This window comes from Anabaena subtropica FACHB-260 (genome assembly GCF_014697105.1).
Lineage (GTDB): Bacteria > Cyanobacteriota > Cyanobacteriia > Cyanobacteriales > Nostocaceae > Trichormus > Trichormus subtropicus.
In genome coordinates this window covers 212,988-230,313 of sequence record NZ_JACJRF010000001.1, presented here as the reverse complement: position 1 = coordinate 230,313, position 17,326 = coordinate 212,988, and the positions used below count along the sequence as shown (strand labels likewise).

The 17,326-nt window shown below is 40.9% G+C and carries 16 protein-coding genes; 6 read left to right on the top strand and 10 right to left on the bottom strand.

Features of this window, described 5'->3' with window-relative positions; translation table 11 throughout:
• Positions 1–2: 2 nt before the first annotated feature.
• The 5 genes from H6G18_RS00910 to coaD form a co-directional block, all read right to left on the bottom strand.
• Entirely contained in the window at positions 3–716 is a 714-nt protein-coding gene (locus H6G18_RS00910; RefSeq protein WP_190405189.1) for an L-threonylcarbamoyladenylate synthase, read from the bottom strand.
• Positions 717–834: 118 nt separating this feature from the next.
• Complete coding sequence (locus H6G18_RS00905; protein ID WP_190405188.1) at positions 835–1,542, bottom strand: thiaminase II/PqqC family protein; 708 nt, start codon at positions 1,540–1,542, stop codon at positions 835–837.
• Positions 1,543–1,818: 276 nt separating this feature from the next.
• Positions 1,819–3,000, bottom strand: coding sequence for a LeuA family protein (locus tag H6G18_RS00900; RefSeq protein ID WP_190405187.1), 1,182 nt, complete (start codon positions 2,998–3,000; stop codon positions 1,819–1,821).
• Between the two features lie 632 nt (positions 3,001–3,632).
• Complete coding sequence (locus tag H6G18_RS00895) at positions 3,633–4,325, bottom strand: DivIVA domain-containing protein (RefSeq protein ID WP_190405186.1); 693 nt, start codon at positions 4,323–4,325, stop codon at positions 3,633–3,635.
• Positions 4,211–4,786 carry a pantetheine-phosphate adenylyltransferase gene (gene coaD, locus H6G18_RS00890; RefSeq protein ID WP_190405185.1) on the bottom strand — a complete coding sequence of 192 codons (576 nt, stop codon included), beginning with the start codon at positions 4,784–4,786 and terminating at the stop codon, positions 4,211–4,213. Before coaD ends, H6G18_RS00895 begins: the two co-directional genes overlap by 115 nt.
• A 207-nt stretch (positions 4,787–4,993) precedes the next feature.
• On the opposite strand from coaD, the gene lgt reads away from it, so the two are divergent.
• The 4 genes from lgt to rlmN all read left to right on the top strand — a co-directional run bounded on the left by lgt (position 4,994) and on the right by rlmN (position 8,627).
• Positions 4,994–5,863 carry a prolipoprotein diacylglyceryl transferase gene (gene lgt, locus H6G18_RS00885; protein ID WP_190405184.1) on the top strand — a complete coding sequence of 290 codons (870 nt, stop codon included), beginning with the start codon at positions 4,994–4,996 and terminating at the stop codon, positions 5,861–5,863.
• Between the two features lie 306 nt (positions 5,864–6,169).
• Positions 6,170–6,952, top strand: coding sequence for a precorrin-4 C(11)-methyltransferase (cobM, locus tag H6G18_RS00880; protein ID WP_190405183.1), 783 nt, complete (start codon positions 6,170–6,172; stop codon positions 6,950–6,952).
• Positions 6,953–7,070: 118 nt separating this feature from the next.
• Positions 7,071–7,424, top strand: a complete 354-nt coding sequence (locus tag H6G18_RS00875; RefSeq protein ID WP_190405182.1) for a phenylpyruvate tautomerase MIF-related protein — start codon at positions 7,071–7,073, stop codon at positions 7,422–7,424.
• A 132-nt stretch (positions 7,425–7,556) separates the two neighbouring features.
• A complete protein-coding gene (gene rlmN, locus H6G18_RS00870; RefSeq protein WP_190405181.1) occupies positions 7,557–8,627 on the top strand; it encodes a 23S rRNA (adenine(2503)-C(2))-methyltransferase RlmN in 1,071 nt (356 codons plus the stop codon).
• A gap of 16 nt (positions 8,628–8,643) precedes the next feature.
• Here rlmN and H6G18_RS00865 read toward each other — a convergent pair whose 3' ends face one another.
• Positions 8,644–9,249, bottom strand: a complete 606-nt coding sequence (locus tag H6G18_RS00865) for a Uma2 family endonuclease (RefSeq protein ID WP_190405180.1) — start codon at positions 9,247–9,249, stop codon at positions 8,644–8,646.
• 266 nt (positions 9,250–9,515) lie between these two features.
• On the opposite strand from H6G18_RS00865, the gene H6G18_RS00860 reads away from it, so the two are divergent.
• Entirely contained in the window at positions 9,516–11,357 is a 1,842-nt protein-coding gene (locus H6G18_RS00860) for a tetratricopeptide repeat protein (protein ID WP_190405179.1), read from the top strand.
• 92 nt (positions 11,358–11,449) lie between these two features.
• Here H6G18_RS00860 and H6G18_RS00855 read toward each other — a convergent pair whose 3' ends face one another.
• The 4 genes from H6G18_RS00855 to H6G18_RS00840 all read right to left on the bottom strand — a co-directional run bounded on the left by H6G18_RS00855 (position 11,450) and on the right by H6G18_RS00840 (position 16,681).
• On the bottom strand, positions 11,450–13,126 hold the full coding sequence (locus H6G18_RS00855) for a sodium:solute symporter family protein (protein WP_190405178.1): 1,677 nt from the start codon (positions 13,124–13,126) through the stop codon (positions 11,450–11,452).
• A gap of 9 nt (positions 13,127–13,135) precedes the next feature.
• Positions 13,136–13,390, bottom strand: a complete 255-nt coding sequence (locus H6G18_RS00850) for a DUF4212 domain-containing protein (RefSeq protein ID WP_190405177.1) — start codon at positions 13,388–13,390, stop codon at positions 13,136–13,138.
• 189 nt (positions 13,391–13,579) lie between these two features.
• Complete coding sequence (gene trmB / locus H6G18_RS00845) at positions 13,580–14,218, bottom strand: tRNA (guanosine(46)-N7)-methyltransferase TrmB (protein ID WP_190405288.1); 639 nt, start codon at positions 14,216–14,218, stop codon at positions 13,580–13,582.
• A 207-nt stretch (positions 14,219–14,425) separates the two neighbouring features.
• Positions 14,426–16,681 carry a RelA/SpoT family protein gene (locus H6G18_RS00840; RefSeq protein WP_190405176.1) on the bottom strand — a complete coding sequence of 752 codons (2,256 nt, stop codon included), beginning with the start codon at positions 16,679–16,681 and terminating at the stop codon, positions 14,426–14,428.
• 287 nt (positions 16,682–16,968) lie between these two features.
• Between H6G18_RS00840 and patD the strand changes: the two genes are divergently transcribed.
• Positions 16,969–17,316, top strand: a complete 348-nt coding sequence (gene patD / locus H6G18_RS00835) for a heterocyst frequency control protein PatD (RefSeq protein WP_190405175.1) — start codon at positions 16,969–16,971, stop codon at positions 17,314–17,316.
• Positions 17,317–17,326: the final 10 nt, after the last annotated feature.

Sequence of the window (17,326 nt, the reverse complement as noted above, 5' to 3'; positions counted from 1 at the left end):
TTTTAGACTTTTATGCAACCTTGAGCGCGATTTGTTAGTAAGACCTTATATTCCTCAACATCAGTCTCGATATTGGGGATAAATTCCAATACTCTTTCCACTGGTACCCAACCTGGACGACAAAGGAAAGGCTTCTCAAAGGTCAAATCAACGATGGTAACTACTCGATTTTCGATGTGATCTGCTTGATGTGCTGGGGTTTCGCCTGCGTCTATGATTAGATCAACTTCATCGCCAATATCTGCGATCGCCTTTTCTAAGGTGACAAAAATATTACCTTGACCGGAAATATTCGCGGATGATGCAGCCAGTGGTTTGTTTATGCTTGATACGATCGCCTTGAGTACTGAATGAGTGGTACAATTGACTGCAACTGTGTGTAATCCACAGGTCAATTTTTCGGGAAAGGGGTAACGTTGCCAAAAAATAAATGATATTTCCCCTGGTAGCATACTGTCTAAGATAGTGCGATCAAACCAGTCGGGTATCTGGACATATTCATTAATTGCGCGGATGTTAGGGAAAAGAACAGGTAAAGGGCCTAGTTTAGTGCGCTGTTTAATCCGAAACACTCGATCGACTGCTTGAGCATTGGTAGCATCACAAACAATGCAGTAATTTGTCGGTGTGGGAGCAATGATTACCCCGCCTGCTTGTAGCGTATTGATTACAGGTTCAAGGTAGTTATTTTGATGAGCCTTGAGTATCTTTGCCATGATTAAGTTAGGGTTGAAGCAAATCGTTGTGTATTGTCTATTCTCAAAAGGATGATTGTGTGGATTTAGTACCTAAATTAGAAAACCAAATTGCATAATTTAGGCACATTTTGCTAATCTATCTAGCCACAGCTAATTGATTATCACTTACCAAAGAGAAGTAATAATCGTGGAGAGCTAACCATGTATCACAAATATCGTTAACAATCTTTAAGCCACGACTATCGAAGTTTTTCACAGAGTTGCCATACTTGAAAATAAAGGTTAAGCCTTTACTAGCGTGTTCGTCTTCTGCTTCAGAATGAACAGCAAACCACTCTAATTCTTCTTCAGTAAATTCCTCTGTATCTCTCAACCATTCCAGTAACTTAGCAACGCTTTCTCCAGATTGATTTTCAATAGCATATATAGCTAATAAACCTAGAGTAAAATGCTCAGTACGGCAAATAGAAACTAATTTATCAGCATAGTTTTTAACTGGCTCAGATGCTAATTCTAAATTAAAATCCGCTTCAGTCGCTCCACAGGCTTCTGCGAATCGACGCATTAAATTGTAGTGAGTATCAGAACCACAATTAATATTAGTTTCCTCCGCTATTAGTTGCTCCATCATGAATTGGCGGACTTCTTCATGAGAAGTTTGGGCATGAATTGCACTAAATATTTGATTTTGCAAATATACCTGATAATATTTCTGAATCGCCCAATTTTTCAACGCATTCTTATTAAGAGCATTTTTCTTGAGATTAGCAACAAATGGATGTCTGGAATAGCTTTTTTCAGCAATGATTGCTTGACAAGCTTTAATGGTTTGTTCGATAGTCATGATGAATTAACTCCTAAACGAGAATTGTGTTAATTGGAAATTATCCGAAAGCTACTAAGAATGATGAATTGCAATTCTGCAAAATAGTTGATATATCTTTTGATTGGAATAATTAAACAATGAATCAACCTATTTTGAATTCTTTTTCAAGAATTAAGTAAAAAATAAATGAAGAGATTTTTACTTAATTTGAAATGGTAATACAAAGAACATTTTAAGATGTGTCAAATCCCCCATATATCAACATCATTGACTGTGGAAAACTCAAAATATACATTATGCTACACAAGTAACTTGGGTTAAAGATTTATATTTTTCAAAAATTAAATCTCTGGCAATATATTTCTCGGCATGAGTATTTGCCATAATGTCTTCGTAAATATAGTCAACAATTTGGTTTTCAATATTTTTGATACCCTTTTGTAACAGCATATTTCTGATGATATTACGACCACTATGACGACCAATCATCATCAGAGGAGTGGCTCCATAATCCTCTGCTTGTAACCATTCGTAGGTGAATCGATGTTTCATTAGTCCTTGTTGGTGCATACCAGCTTCGGAAGCAAAGGCATTTCTCCCAACAATTGGTTTGTGGTAGGGAATTGGTAAATCTAAGATTTCGCGTAATAAATGGCAGGCTTCAACAAGTTTATGGCTAACAATACTATGAACTTTATAGAGGGTTTCTCGTTTTGTATTAAGTACAGAAATCAACTCTTCAAGGCTTGTATTTCCTGCACGTTCGCCTATACCACATAGAGTAGTTTGCACCTCATCCGCACCAGCTTTAATCCCAGCAATACTATTAGCAACTGCTAAACCCATATCATTATGACAATGGATAGAGATGCGGATATTATCACCTACAAATTCTCTTAATTGTTTAACTAAACTATAAAATTCATCTGGTAGACAACAGCCTACAGTATCAGGTACTGCAATAGCCGTAATCCCATGCTCAATAGCTTCACCAATTAATTTTTTCATAAATTCCATATCCCCGCGAGTAGCATCTTCTAAACCAAGGGATATGTCTTGAAAACCTAACGATCTAGCACAACTAATCCCATCTATCGCCTCTTTAACTACCTGCGCTCGATTCATATTACGTTTATAAATCATGTGAATATCAGAAGCAACCGTGGCTAACTCAATTTGCGGATTTGTTGCATCTGCCATTGCCTTAGCGCAGGCTTCAATGTCCTTACTAACTGTACGTGAAAAACCGCAAGGCTGGGCTTTTTTAAGTGTCCGGCAAATTGCTTGAGTGGCTTCAAAGTCAACAGGTGAAGACATGGGAAATCCAGTTTCAATTGTATTTACTCCAAGGCTTTCTAGTTCTTCCGCAAGTTTTACTTTCTGATCTACAGTCATGCTATAGCCAGGTGCTTGTTCTCCATCTCTTAATGTTGTATCAAAAATGTTAACTTGGCGAAATTTATGCAATTCAAACATAGATGACTCCTTGATTTTTCTAAACTATAAATTCAAGTTAAATTGAGTTCTTGTATACAGAGTTCAGCAACCTTTAATCATTTATCTGTAGGAAGAGAGAAATTTATGCAATCAATCAAAAATTTATATTTTTTCTCCCTTTAGCTAGAAGTTGACAAGCCGTATCTCATTTACAGACAGCACTAACTTGTCTACCAAAGATTAAGATTTATTGCACAAGTAGATTGAGAATATATTCTTCTTTATGTCTCTGTGGCTCTGTAGTTAATAAAGTTACTTATAAATGACAACAATACAGAAAAATTCTCTTTCCATTGCAACCTGATGTGACTTTAACAAGTTGAAAAGGCTGCAAAAACAGGCTGAAAGAAAAATTCCAGGGGTTTCAGCAATGACTACAAAAGTTATAAAGTTCAAACTAATCCACAGTTTGAATGTTATTGATATCAATTCAAAATTAAGAAAGTGATAATTAGTCTGGGTTTCAGGGTTTGCATCTGTCCCTTAATTTTGGTGAATGAGTATCAGTCCATACCTTTTCCCCAACGTAGCGATCTCCTGCGCCACTGCTTCCGGTATGGGATATTTAGCGATGAGGCTAAAAAATATTAAAGTAACTCAAGTATCAGCCTTTACTTCTTTTTCTGAGAGTGAGAATTACGCTGTGCTTGGCTATCACTTCTTAATTGTTGCCGTCCATTTGTAATAACTCTTAACATATCTTTCAGGTCTTGTTCGATTCCTTCCAGAACATGATCAGCATATTCATCAGCACCATTTTCAATTTCTTGAGCCTGAGCGATCGCGGTTTGTCGCATTTCTTCTAACTCCTGCTGACAAGCACGGCGTTTACGGTCAATCTCTGTGAGGGTTTCTTCCATCATTTCCTCACACTCTTGCTGTACTTGTCGGCGTAGTTGGTCAGCCTCTTGTTTTGCCTGTCTGACAATATCACTTTCAGCTAGAATTTGCGCTCTTTTAGCTTGAGCTGCATCAACTAGCTGCTGTCCATATTCTTCGGCTTCCAAAAGGATTTCCTGCTTTTGTTCCAAGATTGCTCCTGCATCCTGAAAGACAGATGGCAAAGAAACTCTGATAAAATCTAACTGTTCTAATAACTTTTCTTCATCTATTAGTGTCCGACCTGTTAGAGGGACGCGAAAGCTAGATAGAATGATTTCTTCTAAGCGATCGAGTTCTTGCTGAATATCTACACTTCCCGTTCTTGGAGTATCTCCTGGGGGGCTTCCGTTGTCATAGTCTGGAGATGGGGAGTACTTTCCGTTGTAATTGGATTCGCCGTTGGATAGTTGTGGTTGTAGCATTTGTATATATCTAAAGCTATGTGTGGGGGGACAAGATGATCGATTGAACCACCAAATCTTGCAATCTCTTTTACCACACTACTACTTAAAAAACTATACTCATTTGATGTTGCTAAAAAAACTGTCTCGATTTGAGTAGAAAGTGTTTTATTAGTATGGGCCATCTGTAGCTCGACTTCAAAATCAGAAATAGCTCGTAAACCCCGTAATAAAACTTGTGCTTGTCGATTTTGGGCATATTTGACAGTCAGACCATCAAAACCATCTGCTTCTACATTAGGTAAATGCTTAGTGGCTCGACGGATTTGTTCTAGGCGTTCCTGTACGCTAAACAATGGTACTTTATTCGGATTTCGTAATACGGCAACAATCACCAGATCAAACAGGCGACTACCACGCTGAATGATATCAAGGTGTCCTAAAGTGATCGGATCAAAGCTACCAGGATAAATAGCAATCACAATCTTCGATGTATCAAAGTTATTGAGGTGATTATATCCGGGGAATGGGAAACAATTCAAAATTCAAAAAAACTGGGGAGTTGAGGGAGTGGGAACAAGTGGCATAGCAGGGAGAGAAGAGAACTGATGACGAATGACTATTGACTGTTGACTGTTGACTGTTGACTATGGACTATGGACTCACATAATTTACTTAGGTAATTTTACATGGCACTGGATCTTTCAACTTTGCCTTTAGCATTTCTGTTTACTTCTCCAGGGCCGGTTCTGGTGGAAATCGGCCCCATCACTATTCGTTGGTATGGCTTGTTGATTGCCTCGGCTGTGCTAATTGGTGTTAGCCTCTCCCAATACTTGGCAAAGCGCCGACAGGTTAATCCAGAGTTACTTAGTGACTTGTCTATTTGGCTAGTGATTGGGGCAATTCCCGCAGCTCGGATTTATTACGTTTTGTTTCAATGGGCAGAATATGCCCAGAATCCAGAACGGATTATTGCTATTTGGCAAGGAGGAATTGCAATTCATGGAGCCATTATTGGCGGGACTTTGGCAGCGTTAATTTTTGCCAAGCTCAAACGAGTTTCTTTTTGGCAATTAACCGATTTAGTGGCTCCTTCCCTGATTTTAGGGCAGGCGATCGGGCGTTGGGGTAATTTCTTTAACTCAGAAGCTTTTGGTCGTCCTACCAATTTACCTTGGAAACTATACATTCCCATAGAACGCCGTCCTCCAGATTTAGTAAATTTTGAATACTTTCACCCCACGTTCCTTTATGAATCCATCTGGGACTTAATGGTGTTCGCCTTGCTAATCACTTTATTTTTTCGTAGTTTAGCCAATAAACCACGTCTGCGAGTGGGTACATTATTTATGGTTTACCTAGCCAGTTACAGCTTAGGACGTTTATGGATTGAAGGTTTACGCACTGATAGTTTAATGCTAGGGCCTTTACGAATAGCACAAATAGTCAGTCTGACAGGTATTGCTTTAGGATTAGCTGGTTTAGCTTGGTTGTACGTTCGTAAACGTCCTTTACCTGATGTGGTTACTGCCACGAAAGATATTGGGGAGATGTGAGAAATAGAGGGCAGGGAGCAGTAGTTCTCTACAAGACGCTACGCGTAGCTTGCTTCCACGGAGTGGTACGACTGCGCGCACCAACCTGGGGCAGAGGGAAGAACTAATTACTATGGAATGTTGACCAATGACCAAAAATAAAAAATGCCCCAGAGTTGTCTCTAGGGCTTAACCAGGGTGCATCTACCATTACTCTCTACTATGCCTAGAGAGTGAATCCGGAAAGATACGGAGCAAATTCTCAAAAAACTTTTTTGAATTTTTTCTGTCTACAGGTAACTACTTAAGCTTTAGATAAATTTTTGTATGCAAAATCATATAAATACGATAGATTCCGCAGTTTATATTGTAGGAGCAGGCCCTGGAGACCCTGATTTACTTACGGTTAAAGCTCAAAAATTACTGTCAGTAGCAGATGTGATTTTATTTGCTGATTCACTAGTACCAGAACAGCTTTTGCAGTTTTGTCGAAAAGATGCAGAAATTATTCAGACTGCGAACAAAACCTTAGAGGAGATTATGCCTTTGATGATTGAAAAGGTGCGATCGCAAAAATCTGTAGTTCGTCTTCATTCTGGTGATCCCAGCCTCTACAGTGCTGTGAATGAGCAAATGCAACTCCTCGCGGAAGCTAATATTCCTTTTGAAGTCGTCCCAGGAATTAGTGCATTCCAAGCCGCAGCTGCCAAACTTAAAGTCGAATTGACTGTCCCTGGTTTAGTACAGACTATCATCCTGACGCGCATTAGCGGACGTACAGAAGTCCCACAAGCAGAAGAATTAGCCACCCTAGCAGCCCATCAGGCTAGTTTATGCTTATATCTGAGTGCGCGTCATGTGGAAAATGCTCAAGCCAAGCTACTAGAACACTACCCGTCTGATACTTCTGTAGCTATTTGCTTCCGCATAGGATGGCCAGATGAAAAAATCCGTGTGGTTCCCCTGAAGGAGATGGCAGACTGTACTCAACAAGAAAACCTGATTCGTACTACGCTATATGTGATTAGTCCTGCATTATCGCCAACCACAGGGCGATCGCGCTTGTATGATCCTGAGTATAGTCGTCTGTTTCGCGGATCTGGCAATTAGGAGATTTTAGCTTTTGGATTATTCAATCTAAAATTGAAAGGGGACTGGGGATTGAAGACTGGGAAATCAAAAATCTCTAGAGTTCGATAATATAAACTGGGAATTGTCAATTAATCTTATGCCTTTAATTAAAGTACAAACTTCTGTATCTGCACCTGAAAAAACTCAAGTTGAGGCAATGTTAAACAGCCTCTCAGCTAAGTTAGCCAAACATTTAGGAAAGCCAGAATCCTATGTTATGACCGCTTTTGAATCTGACATTCCTATGACATTTGCTGGTAATACTGACCCAGTTTGCTATATCGAGATTAAAAGCATTGGTACTATGAAATCAGACCAAACACAAGCTATGAGTCAGGACTTTTGCCAGCAAATTAATCAAACTTTAGGAGTGCCGAAAGATCGCATTTATATAGAATTTGCTGATGCCAAAGCTGCTATGTGGGGTTGGAATGGCACGACTTTTGCCTAAGAATATCAACTTGATGGGGAAAAATCACAAAAAACAGAAATCTATCCAGTCCTCCATCATAAATTAGCAATTACGAATTACGAATTACGAATTACCATAGAGATCCAGCATCAATTTGATTTGTGATTTTTTATGTCTGCTACACCTCTTGCGTCTCCAGTTAACTCACTTGTCTCAGAAAAAACAACGCTACCTCCCTTATTAGGTGCTTCAGTTGCGGAGTTAACCGCATGGGTGCAGCAGCAAGGACAACCTGCTTATAGAGGTAAGCAGTTGCATGAGTGGATTTATCAAAAGGGAGTGCGATCGCTCTTTGATATTTCGGTATTCTCTAAACAATGGCGGGCGACTGTCGCAGATGTCCCTGTTGGACGTTCTACAATTCATTATCGGTCTGTTGCGCCCGATGGCACGGTAAAATATCTGCTGCAACTTAGCGACGGTGAAATTGTGGAAACTGTCGGTATTCCCACAGAAAAGCGGTTGACTGTCTGCGTTTCTACCCAGGTGGGTTGTCCAATGGCTTGTGATTTCTGCGCTACTGGGAAGGGTGGCTACAAACGTAACCTAGAAAGACATGAGATTGTTGATCAGGTGTTAACTGTCCAAGAAGATTTTCAGCAACGGGTAAGCCATGTTGTATTTATGGGGATGGGTGAACCGTTGTTAAATACAGATAATGTCTTGGCGGCGGTGAGATGCTTGAATCAAGATGTGGGTATTGGACAGCGATCGCTCACTTTATCTACTGTAGGGATACGCGATCGCATCAGTCAATTAGCCGAACACCATCTACAAGTTACCCTGGCTGTGAGTCTCCACGCCCCTAATCAAGCACTGCGCGAAAAACTTATACCCAGCGCCCACTCCTATCACATCGAAGATTTGCTGGCTGAGTGTCGGGAATATGTAGCTATCACAGGAAGACGAATTTCTTTTGAATATATCTTGCTGGCTGGTGTGAATGATTTGCCAGAACACGCTTTAGAACTGTCGAAGCATCTGCGGGGCTTTCAAAATCATGTTAATTTGATTCCTTATAATCCTATTGCAGAGGTAGACTACAAACGTCCTAGCGGCGATCGCATTCAAGCCTTTGTGACAGTTCTCCAGCAACAACACATTGCTGTGAGTGTCCGCTATTCTCGCGGTTTAGAAGCTGATGCAGCTTGTGGACAATTAAGAACCAAGTCACCAAGGTAGAAGCTACTGTATATTTCTACCAAACCTGACTTAAATCTAAAACAAACTCAGGTAATAAAGTTTCACCAGAAAGGATCTGAGGATTATCTAAGACCTCAATTTCAGTATGAGGACGATAAATAAAAACTTGGCGTTGTTTTCTATCAATTAACCAACCGAGTTGCGTTCCATTATCGATATATTCCTGCATTTTGTCTTGCAAGATTTTCAAATTATCACTTTTAGAACGCAACTCAATGACAAACTCAGGACAAATGGGCGCGAATTTCTGACGCAGTTCTGATGGTATGGCTTCCCAACGTGTGCGTTTTATCCAAGCTGCATCAGGAGAACGCACTGCGCCATTTGGTAAAGTAAACCCACCACTAGAACCAAACCCTACACCTGTACCATCTTGCTGTGTCCAAAACCATAACTGTCCAATTAAGTTAAAGTTGCTTTCATCAGTTTCAGAACCAGTCGGGGACATAATAATTAATTCTCCAATAGCATTACGTTCGATGCGGATATCGCGGTTTAGTTGACAAAATTCATAAAACTGATTGTCACTCATGGCGATCGCTGGTTCTAAGTGCAGTACTACTGGTAAAATTTCGGCTATGGAGGGTAAGTTTGTCGTCATAATTTTTTAGTAACTAAAACTCGATACACACAACGTTTTGCACCCGCAAAAATATCCCCTTTTGTTTCTACCTTGACATAAGAATTTGACTCTAGCAAAATTTGCAATTATCATGCACATAACAGATAAATTGATTAATCCCATTCATGAAATATATCGTTGCAATCAATTTACTTAACTAATTTCCTACAACTTGGGTAAAACAACATAAGTCCCTAGCCCCTACACTAGAATTAGAGTTGATGTGAAATTCTCTATTAGCTAAAGTGACAGAATCTTTGCCATTGCGCGATCGCTACCTAGCACTCATTGATGAAATTGTCCAGCTTACTCTCCAGGGCAAAATTAGCTCTGTAGAGATGGTATATCAAATGCTACAAAAAGGTATATTAGCTGGCACAGGAGAAGTGTTTGAGTTAGTTTTGAGTGATCGCCTCAATGCTATGCAAACTCTGGTGGATAGTGAAACAGATGAACTGAAAAAAGCCAAGGCTAACCGGGGTTTACGGGCTATTAAGACGATTCAAAGTCAATGGCAAAGATACGCAGAGCAGAATAAAGCGATAGAAGCGATCGCCTCAGCAGTACAGGAAATCACTACAGCATCATCCAGCGATCGCCTGACTATATTTTTACGCATTATTGACCCTAATCTCAAGAATCCCCTAAGTTTTACCCAAATCCAGCAATTAGCCAAATCTCTCCAACAATTTGCCCAGTTTGATCCTGATATTGGGCAAATATCACAAGGAATTAGCCGTGGTTTAGCAGCTTGGCAAAGGTTACAAGACTATTTGGTAAGTTGGATGTATGAGCCAAATCAGGCTTTAGGGTTTGGTGGTGTACCCGGAGAAAGCCGCCCTTGGGCGACTTGGGCAAAAAAAGTCAATAGTGAATTACCCCAAGCTTTATTTCGCAGCCTAGCTGTAGAGCAATCAGCTATACCATTTGTAGAACAACATAGCAATATCACCCTCAGCGATTGGGTGGAAATTGCCCTCATTTTTCAGTATTTACAACGGGGGTTAGTTAATTGGTTTGACCAACAAGCATATAATATTCAAGCTGGGTCAAAATTGTCAATTTCTACTTTCTTAACCTTTGCAGTGCTGTGGAGCCAGTTATCAAGCGGTTTTCAGAATAAAGCAGAATACAGCAACGGCTCATCACAAATCATGTTGCAAATTCTGCGAACCTTTGCCCAGCGTCCGTACTTTCCTCTTTATGGTGGAATTTTTGCGTCATTCTCCGGTAGCTATCTGCGGGATGCGCTGGATTATTTGGATGAACCTTTAAGCAAAGTTGAAAGAACCCAAGAAAAAGCGCGAATTTTGACACTTTTAGGCTATTCACAACGGGCATTGGGGCAGTATCAACGCTCAATTCGCTTCCATGAGCAAGCATTGGAAATTGCCAGAAATGCAGGCGATCGCCCCTGCGAAATTGCCAATCTCAATCACCTCAGCCGTACCTATGTACAGGAGCAAGATTATAATCAGGCGATCGACAATAGTCAGAGAGCATTAATGTTGAGTAGGCAATCAGGTGATAAAACAGGTGAGACTAATGCACTGGTAAATCTAGGTTACAGCGAAGTCATGCAAGCACAAAAGCTGGAACAAGTAGAACCAGAAACTTATGAAAGGGCAATTAATTATTTAGAACAAGGGTTAAAGTTATCTGAGAAATCGGGTGATATTCAAAGTAAGGCTTTATGTGTAAGTAGTTTAGGTATTGCATATTTAGTTATTAATCAACCACAAGATGCTATTAAATATTTAGAAGATGGTTTTAAAATAGCTCAAATTTCCGGTGATTTGTACCTCCAAGGGAAAAATTTAGCTTATTTAGCAGAAGCAAACTATCAATTACATAACCTAGAAAAATCAGTTTATACTGGTTGCTTGGGAATGTATTTATTAGAACAAATTGCCTCTGGTGAATGGCGACAACCAGCCCGATTATTAACTATTTTACAAGGACAAATTGGGTTAGAATCTTTTCAGAATCTATTACAACAAAGCCGAGGGAAAATCATATCAATTATTGGCGTAGATGGATATGATTATATTCCGAAATTGTTGGTAAAATATCACGAAGATATCTAGTAATTGTCAGTTCGTAGTAAGCACTTTAGTGCTGAAGTAATTAAGGACTAAAGTCCTTACTACAAACCTATCACCAGCTTGAAAACAGACTGCTAATGCCCAATCGGTTGCACTTCTTCTTCAATAATCGGAGAGCGTAAATCTTCTACCATCGCCTGGATTTCGGCTGGTGGTGGTGGGGTGAGGCGAGAAACTATCAGTGTCACCATGAGGTTAATCAGCATACCTAAAGTGCCGATACCTTCCGGAGATACACCAAAAAACCAAGGCTGCATCCCGGCAAATTTCACACCAATAATGTAGGCTGTGGTAAAAATTAACCCTGACAACATCCCAGCGATCGCTCCTTCGGAATTGGTGCGCTTGTCAAAAATTCCTAGTACAATCACAGGGAAGAAGCTGGCAGCTGCTAAACCAAAGGCAAAGGCTACTACCTCACTTACAAACCCCGGCGGATTGACGCCAAAGTAGCCAGCAAGAACGACGGACAAACCCACCATAATCCGTCCCACAAACACCCGTTTTTTCTCCGATGCGCTGGAATCGATGATGCGATAATAAATATCGTGGGCTATGGAACTAGAAATAACTAGTAACAACCCTGAGGCTGTAGATAAAGCAGCCGCTAACCCACCAGCTGCTACCAAAGCAATTACCCAAGGCGGTAGTTGTGCTACTTCTGGTGTAGAAAGGACAATAATATCTCTGTCAATTGTAATTTCATTAGTGTCTTTTGCTGGCGTTAACTGGAGACGACCATCTTGATTTTTATCTTCAAACTTCAGTAGTCCAGTTTTTTCCCACTTATTCGCCCAGTCTAGCTGCTGTACTTGGGTAACCGTTTGATTATGTAGGGTGGTAATCAGATTGTAACGGGCAAACATAGAAAGCGCCGGGGCTGTGGTGTAGAGAATGGCAATAAATAACAGCGCCCAACCAGCAGAAAACCTAGCAGCCCGGACACTGCGGACTGTGTAAAATCTCACAATAATATGAGGTAAACCAGCCGTTCCTACCATCAAGGCGATTGTGGTGAATAGTACATCAAGCATTGACTTGTTGACAAAAGGCTTGGTGTATTCCTGAAACCCTAAATCAACTTGGATTTGATTAAGTTTAGTAGCAACATCACTAAATGCGAATGCTAACTGCGGAATCGGATTACCCGTGAGTTTCCAGGCGATCGCGATCGCGGGAATTAAGAAAGCTAAAATCAAGACACCATATTGGGCTACTTGCGTCCAAGTGATACCTTTCATTCCCCCTAACACCGCAAAAAAAGCCACAATCACCATGCCGATGATGACGCCCGTGTTGATGTCAACTTGCAAAAAGCGGCTAAAAACAATGCCCACACCGCGCATTTGCCCAGCAACGTAGGTAAGGGAGACGAAAAGCGCTGCTACCACTGCAACTAGACGCGCCACATTAGAATAGTAGCGATCGCCTACAAAATCCGGCACAGTATACTTACCAAACTTCCGCAGATATGGCGCTAATAATAAAGCCAGCAGCACGTAGCCACCAGTCCAACCCATCAGGTAAATAGAACCGTCATAACCCAAAAAAGAAATCAACCCCGCCATTGAAATAAACGAAGCGGCTGACATCCAATCGGCGGCGGTGGCGGCACCATTAGCAATGGAAGGAATACCTTGCCCAGCCACATAAAAATCTTTGCTACTTTTAACTCGTGATTGCCAACCAATATAAATGTAGGCAACAAAAGACAGTCCAACTATTAAAAGCGTCCAAGTTTCAACTGACACAGTTTTTCCTTACTTCTTAATATTATATTTGCGGTCTAACTTGTCCATTTGGAAAGCGTAAATAAAAATCAATGCCACAAAAGTCAGGATTGATCCTTGCTGTGCCATCCAAAAACCAAAAGGCACACCAAAAAAACGTATTCCATTTAATGGTTCAACTAACAAAATGCTAAAAACTATCGAAACAAGCGCCCAAATAATTAAAAGATTTCTAATTAAAGCAGTATTAGCACGCCAATAGGCGCGTCGTTGATCTTCATTCATCTGTGTTTAGCGTAACTGCAACACAAATAATACATGACTTTTCGCGTCATGTGGAAAAGTCACCCTCTGGAGGAATTAAAAATTCAAATACTCGTAAGCAGTAAGGACTTTAGTCCTTGATTATAAAGCACTAAAGTCCTTACTAAGAACCTACCAAATTTTCCCATACACAACTCAGTTTACAAAGATTCAAATCACTCGCTCAAATAAGGCGCGATAGACTGGTTCACCCCTACCTTGAGTTGTCATTTCTCTTTCTGTTGCGACTGGTAGGGGATTTTCGGTTAACCATTCTCCTGTGCCAACTCTATTAAAAGCTGAATTGGCAGCAAAGCGATCGCACATTTCTACAGCCACAAATTCCATGTCTGATTGCAAAAAGACAACGCCCCCAACTGTTAAATAATTAGCTATATCTGTAACTAATTCTGGTTGGACTACACGACGTTTTGCATGGCGAGTTTTAAACCAAGGATCAGGGAATTGAATAGTTACACGCTGTAAAATCCCTGTAGGTAAGGATGATAATAGCGGTTGTAATGAGTTATTGGCGTTGCAATATAAATAATGGAGGTTTGTTAAACCCAACTGAGAACGTAATTGATTCGCCTCTACTACCAAAGGTTCTCTAATTTCTAACCCCAAAAAATTCCAGTTGTGTTCTACCTGCGCCATTTGCAACACAAATCTACCTCTAGCGCAACCAATATCTAGATGTAGTGGTTGATGGGGAGTACTATAAATTTTTTCCCATTCCAGAGGATTGGCTGGTGTGAGATATTTTTTTGCTAGTGGGTTGACGTGTTGACGGACGCGGACAAATGACAAAGTTGACACTCCTTAAATCACAACTGCAAATATGATCAATACTTCCTTAATGGTACAAGCCCTCAGATATATCTATTGAGTCAATCTAACATCCCAAATCTAAAATCCCAAATTGTTTGACTGTTTGTGGATTATACCAATTCGTAATTCTTAATAGGAGTCGCGGAAACCCAACATCACTAAGGTTTATGCTGGGTTACTATCTGCTTATTCGTCGATTTGACCAACACGGCGAATATTCAGGATATCGCTCATTTTTTTGATTTGGGTGAATACTTGTTCTAGTTGTGGGCGATCGCGTATATCTATACCTAAGTCCATTAATGCTGGTTGGTTAATAGCTGTCTTCACTTGGGCGTAACGCACGTTAATTCCTTGGTCACTGAGGCGAGACAAGATATCTTTTAAGACCCCTACTCTGTCTAGGGCTTCTATTTGGATACTCACTGGGTAAGTGTGGGGACGACTACTAATTTCTACACCTGAATTCCAACTGACTGGGACTAGGCGATCGCACTCTACGCTTTCTAAATTATGACACCCTTGGCGATGAATGGAAATTCCTCTACCCCGCGTTACCACCCCAATAATGGCTTCGCCGGGGATTGGTGTACAACAGCCGGCTAAGTGATACACCAAACCTTCTACGCCTACAATTGGTGAATCTGTCGCACGGGTTATGGGTGTGGAGGTTTTTGCTGTGGATGGCTCTTTAGGAAGCAATATCGGTGTATCTACTACTGGCTGTTGGGATTTCACCACTTCTCGCCAGCGATTTAACACTAGGTTTAAGGTGACTTCACCATAACCCATCCCTGCTAGTAAATCTTCCGCACTGTGATAATTACACTTTTCTGAGACAGTCTGCATTGCGTCTGACTTCAACAGACTATCCAAACCAGTTTTCCCCAATTCTTTTTCTAACAATTCTCGACCACGAGCTACATTTTCTTCTCGACGCGATCGCTTGTACCATTGCTTAATTCGATACTTGGCTGCGGAAGTTCTGGCGAAGTTGAGCCAATCTAAGCTGGGATGGCTATTCTTTTGAGTAATAATTTCGACAATATCACCATTATGTAGTCTAGTTGACAGGGGAACCATCCGCCCATTAACTCGCGCCCCGGCACAGTGATTACCAACTTCTGTGTGAATATGATAGGCAAAATCTACAGTGGTAGCTCCTGGACTCAAGGGAATGACATCACCTTTGGGAGTGAAGACATAAACATCGTCTTCAAATAAGTTATCTTTAACGCTGTCGAGATATTCTTGCGCGTCCTTGAGGTCACTTTGCCATTCCAATAACTGACGCAACCAAGTAAACTTTTCATCGGATGTAGTTAACAAGCTATTAGAACTACCCGTTTCTTTATACTTCCAGTGGGCGGCGATCCCGTACTCAGCAATACGGTGCATTTCCATTGTGCGAATCTGCACTTCTAGAGGACGACCAGTTAAACCGATAACTCCTGTATGCAATGATTGATAACGGTTAGGTTTGGGTAGTCCGATATAATCTTTAAATCTGCCGGGGATCGGACGAAAAGCATCATGTACCACGGCTAAGGCCCGATAACATTCCTCATTGGTCTCCACAATAATTCGCAGGGCTGCTAAATCATAAATTTCATTAAATTCTTTTTGCTGTCGGTGCATTTTTTGATAAATGCTATAAAGATGCTTGGGACGACCACTGATATCTAGACAACGAATCCCCGCTTGCTGGAGGCGATCGCGTAAAATAGATGTGGCTTTGGCTAATTTCTCTTCCCGTGCATCCCGCTTTTCGGAAACATACTTTTGAATTTCCCGAAAAGCTTCCGGCTCTAAATTTTTAAATGCTAAATCTTCTAATTCCCACTTAATTCGCCAGATCCCCAAACGATTGGCTAAAGGTGCAAAGATATCTCGTGTTTCTTGGGCTGAACGGCGACGGCTATCTTCTGACATATATTGCAGAGTTCGCATATTATGCAAACGGTCTGCTAACTTCACCACAATTACCCGGATATCTTGCGCCATCGCTAAAAACATCCGCCGGAAGTTTTCAGCTTGGCTTTCCTTCTTGCTTGTGAAATTTATTTTAGAAAGCTTGGTGACACCTTCCACCAACTGCTTGACTTCCGGGCCAAAACGCTCTTCTATTTCCTCAATTGTGACATCTGTATCTTCAACTACATCATGAAGAAATCCAGCTGCTATCATAGCAGGACTGCCCCCTAAATCTCGCAGCAGCCCGGCTACAGCGATGGGGTGACTAATGTATAGTTCTCCAGATTTGCGATATTGCCCGTGATGCAGTTGGTAAGCAAAATCAAATGCCCGACAAATCAAAGTGTTATCACTATACATTCGGACATCGTCTGCTTTGCTGCCATGTGTTGATGAATCCCGCAAACATTTCTTCAGCCAGTCTGGAAGGCTAAGATCGGTTGGGGAACTAATAGCGATGCTGCTCATACAATGGAAGAGGTGATCGGTGGATAGTTGAGAGGTGGACGCAATTAACAGCATCTTTTGACGGTAATGCTGTAGCCCTGATGTGGGCAGTAAAAGCTGTGTAAGATACCCTATAAGACTATGGTAGTGGTCTATTTCGGGTTTAAAAAAACATAAGTTGTAAAAAATGTATATTGCAAGGACAACCTCAACAAAATACTTGAGGCTGGTGATGCTGATAATAGCCCGATTAGGTTTATTGTATAAATAAATTTTCTTGACATTAATACTATCGTAAATAGCACTAGATGTCTTTAAATCTTGAAAAATATCAACTCCTGGTAACATTACTACTAGAGTTTCGTGCTGGGATCAGCACAAATCAAATCGTTGCAGTAGAACTACATCAGCGCCTAGCTGGCTTAAAGCTATTGTTTGCCGAGGAAATTGCACCTTTGGCTGAGGAAGATTCGCGCATACAGTCCTACAAGACAGAAATTAGCAAACAATTGCGTCTTCTAGAGGTAGATGTCATGTTTTTGCAAGGGGCGCGACAACCCTCTACTGTGCAAACAAGACTGAAGATAATTAGCGATCGCCTCAATACCTTAATTCAATATGGGGATGCCATACTGCAACAACAGTCACCAGATTAAATCTGTTGCC

Bases quoted from the DNA above. Each gene is read 5' to 3' on its own strand.
- H6G18_RS00905 (WP_190405188.1), bottom strand. From the start codon at position 1,542: ATGACTATCGAACAAACCATTAAAGCTTGTCAAGCAATCATTGCTGAA.
- H6G18_RS00900 (WP_190405187.1), bottom strand. From the start codon at position 3,000: ATGTTTGAATTGCATAAATTTCGCCAAGTTAACATTTTTGATACAACA.
- rlmN (WP_190405181.1), top strand. From the start codon at position 7,557: ATGTCTGCTACACCTCTTGCGTCTCCAGTTAACTCACTTGTCTCAGAA.
- patD (WP_190405175.1), top strand. From the start codon at position 16,969: ATGTCTTTAAATCTTGAAAAATATCAACTCCTGGTAACATTACTACTA.
- H6G18_RS00850 (WP_190405177.1), bottom strand. From the start codon at position 13,390: ATGAATGAAGATCAACGACGCGCCTATTGGCGTGCTAATACTGCTTTA.
- H6G18_RS00910 (WP_190405189.1), bottom strand. From the start codon at position 716: ATGGCAAAGATACTCAAGGCTCATCAAAATAACTACCTTGAACCTGTA.
- H6G18_RS00840 (WP_190405176.1), bottom strand. From the start codon at position 16,681: ATGAGCAGCATCGCTATTAGTTCCCCAACCGATCTTAGCCTTCCAGAC.
- H6G18_RS00895 (WP_190405186.1), bottom strand. From the start codon at position 4,325: ATGCTACAACCACAACTATCCAACGGCGAATCCAATTACAACGGAAAG.
- H6G18_RS00875 (WP_190405182.1), top strand. From the start codon at position 7,071: ATGCCTTTAATTAAAGTACAAACTTCTGTATCTGCACCTGAAAAAACT.
- H6G18_RS00865 (WP_190405180.1), bottom strand. From the start codon at position 9,249: ATGACGACAAACTTACCCTCCATAGCCGAAATTTTACCAGTAGTACTG.
- lgt (WP_190405184.1), top strand. From the start codon at position 4,994: ATGGCACTGGATCTTTCAACTTTGCCTTTAGCATTTCTGTTTACTTCT.
- cobM (WP_190405183.1), top strand. From the start codon at position 6,170: ATGCAAAATCATATAAATACGATAGATTCCGCAGTTTATATTGTAGGA.